We start from the raw sequence: 9,736 nt of genomic DNA on the forward strand, positions 1-9,736 counted from the left end.
ATGATATAAAAAACCATCTATTTACGAACCTTTCCATACCTAAATTGTGAAATATTTCACTATACCACATTAAAAGCATTATCTATTATTCTATTAACAAAAATTTTTTATAGAAAGTAGGTTTTATTTTGAAAGGCGAATTAAAATGGGGGCTTATGATTTTATTTTTTGTTCTTATAGCGTATATCCTCCCCTATACACTACTAACAAATGTGACAAAATGGTATGGGAGTTTCTTTGTTTGGATCATCCTAGCCGTCATCGTTATTGGGATTAATTATTTTATAACAAAGGATTGGGGTAAAGAAAAATGAGTACAACTTTAGTATGGAGCGCCATTGTTATATATGTCGCAGTTGCCATTCTCATTGCATTTTTATCAAGGTCTGGAAAACAAAATAACATGAATAGTTACTTTCTTGGAGACCGAAAGATGAATGGGTTTGTATCTGCGCTTAGTTATAGTGCCACAACTTATAGTGCGTTCATGTTAGTAGGGCTTGCTGGTCTTACATATAATGGTGGAGTTGGAGCATTAGGTTTTGAACTGATTTATTTAATGGGGGTTTCCCTCGTTGCCTTTTTTGGACCAAGGTTTTGGAAAGTAGGTAAGAAATTTGGCTATGTAACCCCATCCGAAATGTTAGGTGATCGCTATGATAGTAAAACAGTAGCAATTCTCGTTGCTGTCTCGAACTGTATTTTTTTAATTCCTTATAGCGCGGTTCAATTATCAGGTGTTGGTTACTTATTACAAGGTGTGACAAATAATGCTATTTCCTTTTCTACTGGTGTTATTCTTGCTACAGCATTAGCTATTTTCTTCACTTATATCGCAGGAATTAGATCAGTGGCATGGACAGACTCCCTACAGGCACTTTTTATGATTATTACTTCTACTATTGTAGTGCTAGTATTAATTAAAGGGCTCGGTGGTTTTAGCGGTTTCTTTGGCACACTTGAAACAAAATACCCTCAATATTTAACCGTTCCTGGAAATGGCTTTTTTAGCTTTCTAAACTTTTTAGGTTTAAGTCTACCTTGGTTTTTCTTTAGCTTATCCAATCCACAGGTTAGTCAAAGATTGTACATGCCTTCATCACTAAAAAGTATGAGGCATATGCTTATGGGATTTTTGATATTTGGATTGATTTATACGATTGTGGCAATTATTTGGGGGTATTCCGCTTTAATCATGTTTCCAAATTTAGAAAATGCGGACATGGCAACACCATTAGTTCTTCAATCAGATCTAATACCGCCAATTTTGGGGGCTATCGTTATGGTAGGAATTATGGCAGCTGCCATTTCGACTATTGATTCCATTTTACTTACCCTTTCATCTTTGTTTGCTAGGGATGTATATGGGAACGTGAAGAAGAATACAAGTGATTCCGCACAACTTAAAGTTGGTAAATTTATCATTCCTGTAATAGCAGCTTTAGCATTTATCTTTTCGCTAATGGAAGTTAACCTGATTGCAGTTTTATCTGTTTCTTCCTCCGCTGGTTTGTTAGTAGTTGTACCAGCCATAATCGGGGCGTTCTTTTGGAAGCGTGGAACGGCAGCTGGGGTTATTTCTAGTGTAGTAGTTAGTGGATTCATTGTTATTATCCTGGAATTGATGCAAATAAAGCCTTTAGGTTTAGCTTCCGGACTTTGGGGTATTCTTATTTCAACCATCCTTTTCATCAGTGTAAGTTTGCTGACAAAAGCACCGGAAGAGAAGGCGAAGGGGTTCTTATCTGTATAATATAAAGTTTAGAAGAGATTAGGGACATAGGAAAGTCTAAAAACTATCCTATGTCCTATTGAAGTTAGTGTGATCATTTTAATCCACTAAAATGTAAGTAGCTTTTATCGGACCATGAACTCCAACAATTAAATTCATTTCAATATCCGCACTATTACTTGGCCCAGATATAAAACTTACATAAGATGCAACAGTCTCCCCTTTAAGCGTTGCCTCATGAATTTGATTAGCTGCTTGTGTCATGCGAGGAACAAGCGTACTTTTTGGAATAATGGCTATATACGTTTTGGGTAATAAACTAATGGAGCGGCCATTATTTTTATTATTAAATAATGTCACAGTAGCGGATTCAGCTAATGTAATATCACTAAATGTAATTCCTACATCTGCCTGTTCCGCAATTACCTGATTTCCCTTTCCTAATTCGGGATCCCAAATATGAACATTTACATTTTCATCTAAATTTTTATAAAAACGGTTTAGTCCATATTTCTCATTACGAGGATCATTGGATACTATAATCGACTTTCCATCATATTTCCTAATCGTTTCTTCAAGAACTATTGGTAATTCCATCTGATCTGTTTGTATAAAATCAGTATGGATAGCTTCACACTGTTTTTCTAAAACTTCAACCAATTCATCCTGCGATGCCCCTTTAAATACTTCATATTGAGGATAAACGCTCCAATCAGGCCGTGCTACCCCTTGGGTTCGACGTGGCCTGTTAAGTCTATCGGCTAGATTATTTAAAAATGACTCCTTATTTTGAACGTTCATGTTGTTCACTCTCTCTTTCTTTAAACCAAGCACGAAATGACTTTTTGCTAGGGGCAGGAAAATCACGTACATCTGTCCATCCTTTTAGAGGCCCTGGTCCATTTTCAATCATGTCCTCGTCTTTGATCCATGGGATTAAAGCAGGCCTTGCTAATTTAGTACTTATTTTATAAGCGGCAGGACTTGATGACCATTTAGCAAACCCATTCATCAAAATCTTTTCAGTCATTGGTGCCTTATTCTCCCTTTCCACGATAATTTGTCGGTGGCGGATAAGCATTTCATGTAATGGAATTTTAACTGGACATGCTTCTGTACAAGCACCACATAAAGAAGATGCATAAGGAAGTTCTTTATGATCATCATATCCATCCAATAACGGCGTAATAACCGCACCAATTGGTCCTGGATAAATGGAATTGTATGCATGACCTCCAACATGTCGGTAAACTGGACAAACATTGATACAGGACGCACAGCGTATACAATGAAGAGCAGCTTGAAATTCCGTTCCTAAAATTTTCGAACGACCATTATCAACAATAACTAGATGATAATCATCAGGGCCATCTACTTCATCCTCTAAGCGCGCCCCACCATAGGTTGTGATATAACTAGTTAACTTTTGTCCAACAGCCGATCTCGTTAATAAACTAACAAGTACTTCCATTTCCTCCCATGTAGGGACAATGCGTTCCATCCCCATCACCGTGATAACAGTATCTGGAAGGGTAGTTACCATTTCTGCATTTCCTTCATTCGTTACTAACGTAATTGCTCCTGATTCTGCTATAGCGAAGTTGCATCCCGTAATACCAACATCAGCAGATAAGAAATCTTTACGTAATTCCTTTCTAGCAAAAGCAGCAAGCTCTTCTGGGTCATCGGATTTATCATACCCTCTTTTTTTGGCAAAAATATCGCGGATTTGCTCCTTGTTCTTATGTAAAGCAGGGGTAACAATATGAGAAGGTGCTTCCTCATCCAACTGCAAAATCCATTCTCCAAGATCTGACTCGACTACCTCCACCCCTAAATCCTTTATCGCTTTATTTAAACCAATTTCTTCCGTTACCATAGACTTCGCTTTCACTACTTTTCTGGCGTTTTTCTTTTTAACGACATTCTGAATATAATGGTTCGCTTCTTCAGCAGTCTCCGCGAAATAGACATTTCCACCTTTATTAGAAACTGCATCGCTCAATTGCTGTAAATAGAAATCAATATTTTCTATTGTATGTGTACGAATTTCTTCTCCTAACCTGCGCCAATCTTCCCAGTTTCCAAGTTCTTCTGCTTGAGAAAGTCTTCCAGCTCTAAATCTCCCTTGTGCGGAAGAAACGGCTTCACGCATGAAATCATTCTCAATCCCTTTTGTTATACGTTCATTATACGGAGCTTCCCCAATTTTAACGCTCATGTAAACTCCTCCATCCATTAGTGAGTATTTAATATTTCTGTAATATGGATAACTTCTACTTGTTTCCCTTCTCTACGCATTCTTCCACCTATATTCATAAGACATCCCATATCACCACCAACCAAGTAATCCGCTCCTGTCTCGGATACATGCCTTGATTTTTCTTTTACCATTTCCCGAGATATGTCAGGGTTTTTCACCGAGAATGTTCCACCAAAGCCACAGCAATCTTCTGCAACGGGAAGTTCAATTAATTCAACTCCCTTAACATTTTGCAAAAGTTTCCTTGGCTGATCCTTAACACCAAGAATTCTTGTCATATGGCATGATGGATGATAGGTCACTCTTCCTTTAAATGTGGAACCAACATCTGTTATTCCAAGAACATCAACAAGAAATTGCGTTAATTCATAGGATTTATTGGCAAGATCCCTTGCATCCTCCTCCCACTCTTTATCTCCCGCAAATATCTTGGGGTATTCTTTTAACATTCCAATACATGATCCAGAAGGACCTACGACATATTCCGAATCTCTGAAACTCCTCATCATCTGTTTCATAGATTGTTTTGCTTCTTTTAAATAACCACTATTAAAAGCTGGTTGACCACAACAAGTCTGGGATGCAGGAAAATCCACCGCACAGCCAGCTCTTTCTAAAATCTCAACCGTATTTTTTCCAACGTCTGTAAAAAACATATCACTTAAACATGTAATAAATAAGGATACTTTCAAACCTCTCACCTCTTCATTATGTAGACTACCAAGATAGCTTCTTACCATTTATCAATATGTTTAAATAGATCTTTATTTACCTCTTCTAAATGATCATGCATACATTGCCCCGCAAGTTCTGAATCCCTATCTTTTAAAGCATTAAAAATCCTTTCATGTTCCAAATATAACTTTTCAGATCGCCCCTGCGAATATAACAAGACTTTCCTTGTTTCACGAATGGATTCGGTAAGTAGATCGGACACACTACTCATTAGGTTGATAAGTAACTGATTATGTGTTGCACTTGCAATCGCCATATGAAAATCGGTATCCGCACTTGCTGCTAGTTCATCATTATCTTTTGCATTTTTCATAACAATTAGTGCCTTTTCTATTGGCATTAAATCTTCCTCTTTATAAACTTTTGCAGCAAGGCTGGCTGTTCCTACCTCTAATATTTTCCGTAGTTCATACAACTCTTTAACATCGTTTTTCTTCATTAAAAAAGCTGTAGTAACAGGCAAAGTGAATCTAGACGGGTCAAAATCCTTTACATAAGTCCCTTCCCCTTGTCTCATCTCAAGTAACTCCATTGAACGAAGTCCGCTAAGTGCTTCCCGAATAGCAGATCTACCAACATCAAAATGATTTGCCAGTTTTTCAACAGAATCTAACTTATCCCCCGGTTTTAGTTGTTTATTTTTAATCATCTCGATTAAAGAATCTGCCACTTCTTCGTAGATTTTTCGCTTTCTTATTTTTTTATATTCCAATTCATGTTCAACCCCTGTTCATAGTTGTTGGATTTCTTAAATCTATTAAATCCCTTCTAGTTGTGATGATAATCTATTGTTATATTTTTTGATACAATGGTTCACTCCTAAAGAAAGTAATCTGGCAAAATTTTAATGTTTAATCAGCGAGGCATAATACCTTGCCGATTTTGTTTTTAAATGAAGTAGAAACAGAATCCTTCCAACAAAACTTAACCGCTAACTTCTTCAAGATTTGAATCACTTTGCTCCTTCACTTGACCATTACCTTTGATCGAAATAATCGCAATGAAACTGACTAATGCAGCTAAAATCATATAAAGCGCAACCGGTACGTAAGAATTGTTAAAAGTGGCTAATAATGTTGTTGCCACAAGCGGAGCCGTTCCTCCTGCAAATGCCGCACCAAGCTGATATCCTAACGAAATCCCGGTATTACGTATTTTCGCCGGGAAAAATTCCGACATCATCGTTCCCTGGACAGCATTGAGGGAACCCCAGATGAATCCCAAACCAATAACCGTTGCTAAAATAAGTAAAAATACCGAACCTTGTTGCAGCATCCAGAAATATGGAAAAGCATATAATACAGTCGCCACAATACCAAATAGGTAAATTCTCTTTCTACCAATTCGATCTGATAGATGTCCAATAATCGGAATAAGAATCGTAGCAACTAAGGAGCCAATTACAACCGCATTCAAAGCCTCGGACTCATTGAATGACAAATTGGATGTTGCATAAGAAACGATAAATGTTCCATATATGTAGAATGGTGCCGTTTCAACTACTTTTGCCCCCATCGCGATTAACACTGCTTTCCAATGGTAACGTAATGTATCTGCAATCGGAAGCCTTGATATTTCACCCGCCTCTTGGGCTTTTTTAAATGCGGGAGTTTCATCAATACCTTTCCTAATCCATAAACCGAATAAAACAAGTAAGACACTTAATAAAAACGGTACACGCCATCCCCAAGACATGAACTGCTCATCTGGTAGAAGTGTCATCACCGACATAACCAAGGAACCTAAAATCAATCCCAGGGAAATCCCTATTTGCGGCACACTTCCAAATAACCCCTTTCTATTTTTCGGTGCATATTCTACCGCTAACAGTACAGAACCGCCCCATTCGCCACCAAGTGCCAACCCTTGCACGAAACGTAAACAAGTTAGAAAAATTGGCGCCCAAATACCAATCACTTGATAAGTAGGCAGCAGCCCCATACCAAAGGTAGATAAGCCCATTAAACTGAGCGTTAGTACTAACGTCTTTTTCCTACCTAAACGGTCCCCAATATGACTAAAAAGGACTCCACCGATAGGTCGTAAGAAAAAAGCAACTGAAAAGGAAGTATACGCAATAATTAACCCCAATACTGGATCCTCACTTACGAAGAATAACTGGTTAAAAACTAAGGCAGCAACCGTACCGTATAAAAAGTAATCAAACCACTCGATCGCACTACCTATTAAACTAGCACAAAGTACCCTTACATTCCCCTTTAACATTGTTTTTCTCCCCCCAATTAATTAATTCACCCCAATTTAAATCGCTTACAATTCTCGGATAGTTCATATGTTGCCAACTCATCAGATGACCCGATAACCTTATGTTCGTATTCTATCATGAGTTTTAGGGCTTGTAAATATCATTTTCAAAGGAAATGAATTATCCAGTATATTCCATTTTATTTGGTTTTAATAACTTAAAAGTTGTTGTAACAGTACTTTTATCTTACTCATAAGTGCAACAATACAATTGGAGTTACATATAACTTTTCTTATTCAACTTAAAAAAAGACAGGAATCTTCCTCCAAGGAAATAATCCTGTCTTTCATTCTAAACTGAGTCACTTTTTTTCTTCTTAAAAATCATACTCCTCTTCCTTAGCCTTACGAATATTCGTATGGGTTTCAGTTAACACTACTGTATCTTCGACTAAACGTTGGATCCGGAAGATAATATCATCATTGATTATTTCTTTCCTGTAAAAGTCCTTTTCTTCAATAAATACATACGATTGAACAACTTGTGCTTTCATATAAGATAAAATCGGTTTTAATTGTTGTTCTACGATTAAATAATGTTTGGGTGATCCAGCGGTAACAAGGATACTTACGATTTTGTCCCAAAATGATTTTTCAGGAAGCAAATCAAATATATTCTTCAATGTAGCAGGAATAGATGCTTGAAATATAGGTGTTCCAATTATGATGGCATCTGCTTCCATTATTTGTTTTGTAACGAATCCAGTATCACCTTCATATTCCAAATAATTTCGCCCATCACTAAATTGAATATCGTAATCTGCTAGGTCAATTAGATTAAATTCTACTTCTGGATATTTTTCTAAGATTTCTTTGGATAGGTAATTCATTGCTGTTCTAGTTTTAGAACCCACAATGGAACCAGATAAACCTACTATTTTCACACTTATTACCTCCTATTGTTTTGCTGTATATTTTTTAATAGCCGGTATAATTTCGGTACCAATGATTTCAATATTTTTCATTATCCTGTCAAACGGAACGCCACCAAATTCCAATTGTGCCATGTATCGTTGATGACCAAATTGTTCATGTTGATACAATATCTTTTCAATAATTTCTTGAGGGCTTCCCACAAGCATGACACTCCGTTTGTCCGCTCCTTGTGCAAATAGTTGCTTAGCAAACCCTCGTCCATTCGTTCGTTTCATCCCTTCATTGATGTGAGGATAATATTCCCTTAATGCTTGTTGTGTTGTTTCGGCTGTATAGAAAAACCCTGTTGTTGCAACTGGAAAATCTGCCGGATCATACCCGGCTTGGGTTAAAGCATGACGATAAGTATCAACAGATGTTTTAAAATGTGATACTGGTCCACCGAGCATTGCTAAAGCCATCGGAACACCTTGAAAGCCTGCTTTAAAAGCACTAGCAGGAGTGCCACCAACAGCTCGCCAAATCGGCATAAATCCTTCTTTTGGTCGTGGCAATACTTTTGCATTTCTTAAAGGTGCTCGAAAGTTCCCGCTCCAATTGACAACTTCATTTTCATTAATTTGTAGTAACAGTTCAAATTTTTCCTCAAATAATTCTTCATAATCACGAATATCATAACCTAATAATTCAAAGAGTCCAACCCTTGAAGCTCGGCCAGCAATAATCTCTGCACGACCATTAGAAATTAGATCAATAGTTGCAAAATCCTCAAACACCCTAACTGGGTCGGATGTAGAGATAATGGTTGAAGAACTTCCTATTTTTATTTTCTCAGTTGCTTGAGCTATTGCTGATAATACAACTGAGTGTGCTTGCGTAGTAAAATATTCTTGATGGCTTTCACCAATACTAAAAAAATCAATGCCTGCTTGATCAGCTAATTTTGCAGTTTCAACAAGTTCCTTAAGTCGTTGCTGTGCGGAAATCCGCTCACCTGTTTGAGGATTAGATAAATGATCACCTAATGAATACAATCCAAACTCCAATCCCTTACTTTGATCTATTCGGTATTTTTCCATGCCCATTTTTTTGTCACCTTTCTTTAGTTGGTTTGTATTTTCGACTATTGGTTTCGTATATTCCGGTATGAGTAGTGAAACTAAGCTTTTTTGCGCTTGTTCCGGCATTCATAGCTCCGATGAGTGCTAAACTAAACATTTAAGAAACTTCTTACCATCAGTTTACAAGTCAAGTGATATCATAAAAAATAAATGGTTAATTACTTTCCCATTTTACCTTCCGTATTTTTTTGTAATTTAGTCATGAGCTTGTATAAAGTTTTTTGCTCTTCCTTTGTTAAGGAATCATTAAAAAGAGACGTTTGGAAGTTCTTTTGCTGTTCAAAAACCTCTTCTATTTTTTCTCTACCTTCTGAAGTGAGGGTAATCCATTTCGTTTTCCAGTCTTGCTTTCGCTTTATATATCCCTCTTGCTCAAGTCTGGTGAGCATACGGGAAATTCCACCCTCTGATACCGTTAATTTAACAGCTAGTTCACTTTGCATGATAGGCTGATAATTAGAAATCTGCGTAAGAACATCAAACTGTGCTGCGGTAATGCCAAATTGCTTTAAGAAATCATTCGATAATAAATTACTTTGATGCGTAAACCGCGCGATACGCAACCAGAGCAGTACACCTAGTGTATTTTTTCTCACCGTACTCACTTCCTTTCGTTACTATCACTTTACACCTCAAGTTATAAAAAGACAAGGGATGTTTATTACAGGTATGTGTCAAGTTTTTCTCGGTGTGTCTTTCACACCAATATTTCCGGCACTCTATTTTTGTACACTTTTTCGGCTA

The 9,736-nt window shown here is 37.1% G+C and carries 10 protein-coding genes; 2 read left to right on the forward strand and 8 right to left on the reverse strand.

Features of this window, described 5'->3' with window-relative positions; all coding sequences use genetic code 11:
• Nucleotides 1–128 precede the first annotated feature (128 nt).
• Together KM885_RS15580 and KM885_RS15585 are read left to right on the forward strand one after the other, a co-directional pair.
• Nucleotides 129–314 (forward strand): hypothetical protein, encoded by a 186-nt coding sequence (locus tag KM885_RS15580; protein ID WP_047184509.1) that lies wholly within the window; start codon nt 129–131, stop codon nt 312–314.
• Nucleotides 311–1,753, forward strand: coding sequence for a sodium:solute symporter family protein (locus KM885_RS15585; RefSeq protein ID WP_204798799.1), 1,443 nt, complete (start codon nt 311–313; stop codon nt 1,751–1,753). The genes KM885_RS15580 and KM885_RS15585 overlap by 4 nt, the downstream gene beginning before the upstream one ends.
• A 78-nt stretch (nt 1,754–1,831) precedes the next feature.
• On the opposite strand, the gene KM885_RS15590 is transcribed toward KM885_RS15585, so the two are convergent.
• The 8 genes from KM885_RS15590 to KM885_RS15625 all read right to left on the reverse strand — a co-directional run bounded on the left by KM885_RS15590 (nt 1,832) and on the right by KM885_RS15625 (nt 9,588).
• Entirely contained in the window at nt 1,832–2,533 is a 702-nt protein-coding gene (locus tag KM885_RS15590) for a LutC/YkgG family protein (RefSeq protein WP_204798800.1), read from the reverse strand.
• Nucleotides 2,517–3,953 (reverse strand): LutB/LldF family L-lactate oxidation iron-sulfur protein, encoded by a 1,437-nt coding sequence (locus tag KM885_RS15595; RefSeq protein ID WP_204798801.1) that lies wholly within the window; start codon nt 3,951–3,953, stop codon nt 2,517–2,519. Before KM885_RS15595 ends, KM885_RS15590 begins: the two co-directional genes overlap by 17 nt.
• Before the next feature lie 17 nt (nt 3,954–3,970).
• Complete coding sequence (locus KM885_RS15600; protein ID WP_047184536.1) at nt 3,971–4,687, reverse strand: (Fe-S)-binding protein; 717 nt, start codon at nt 4,685–4,687, stop codon at nt 3,971–3,973.
• A gap of 41 nt (nt 4,688–4,728) precedes the next feature.
• Nucleotides 4,729–5,442: a FadR/GntR family transcriptional regulator gene (locus KM885_RS15605; protein WP_204798802.1), complete on the reverse strand. Its 714-nt coding sequence runs from the start codon at nt 5,440–5,442 to the stop codon at nt 4,729–4,731.
• Nucleotides 5,443–5,654: 212 nt separating this feature from the next.
• The gene (locus KM885_RS15610; protein WP_047184504.1) at nt 5,655–6,956 is read right to left on the reverse strand and encodes an MFS transporter; all 1,302 of its coding nucleotides are present in this window, start codon (nt 6,954–6,956) and stop codon (nt 5,655–5,657) included.
• A gap of 356 nt (nt 6,957–7,312) precedes the next feature.
• Complete coding sequence (locus KM885_RS15615) at nt 7,313–7,879, reverse strand: NADPH-dependent FMN reductase (RefSeq protein WP_216884242.1); 567 nt, start codon at nt 7,877–7,879, stop codon at nt 7,313–7,315.
• A gap of 12 nt (nt 7,880–7,891) precedes the next feature.
• Nucleotides 7,892–8,950, reverse strand: a complete 1,059-nt coding sequence (locus KM885_RS15620; RefSeq protein ID WP_216884244.1) for an LLM class flavin-dependent oxidoreductase — start codon at nt 8,948–8,950, stop codon at nt 7,892–7,894.
• Nucleotides 8,951–9,150: 200 nt separating this feature from the next.
• A complete protein-coding gene (locus tag KM885_RS15625) occupies nt 9,151–9,588 on the reverse strand; it encodes a MarR family winged helix-turn-helix transcriptional regulator (protein ID WP_145523841.1) in 438 nt (145 codons plus the stop codon).
• Nucleotides 9,589–9,736: the final 148 nt, after the last annotated feature.

The organism is Oceanobacillus caeni, assembly GCF_019037185.1.
Lineage (GTDB): Bacteria > Bacillota > Bacilli > Bacillales > Amphibacillaceae > Oceanobacillus > Oceanobacillus caeni.

Coding starts and splice junctions, on each gene's coding strand:
- KM885_RS15585 (WP_204798799.1), top strand. CDS start 311: ATGAGTACAACTTTAGTATGGAGCGCCATTGTTATATATGTCGCAGTT.
- KM885_RS15610 (WP_047184504.1), bottom strand. CDS start 6,956: ATGTTAAAGGGGAATGTAAGGGTACTTTGTGCTAGTTTAATAGGTAGT.
- KM885_RS15620 (WP_216884244.1), bottom strand. CDS start 8,950: ATGGAAAAATACCGAATAGATCAAAGTAAGGGATTGGAGTTTGGATTG.
- KM885_RS15590 (WP_204798800.1), bottom strand. CDS start 2,533: ATGAACGTTCAAAATAAGGAGTCATTTTTAAATAATCTAGCCGATAGA.
- KM885_RS15595 (WP_204798801.1), bottom strand. CDS start 3,953: ATGAGCGTTAAAATTGGGGAAGCTCCGTATAATGAACGTATAACAAAA.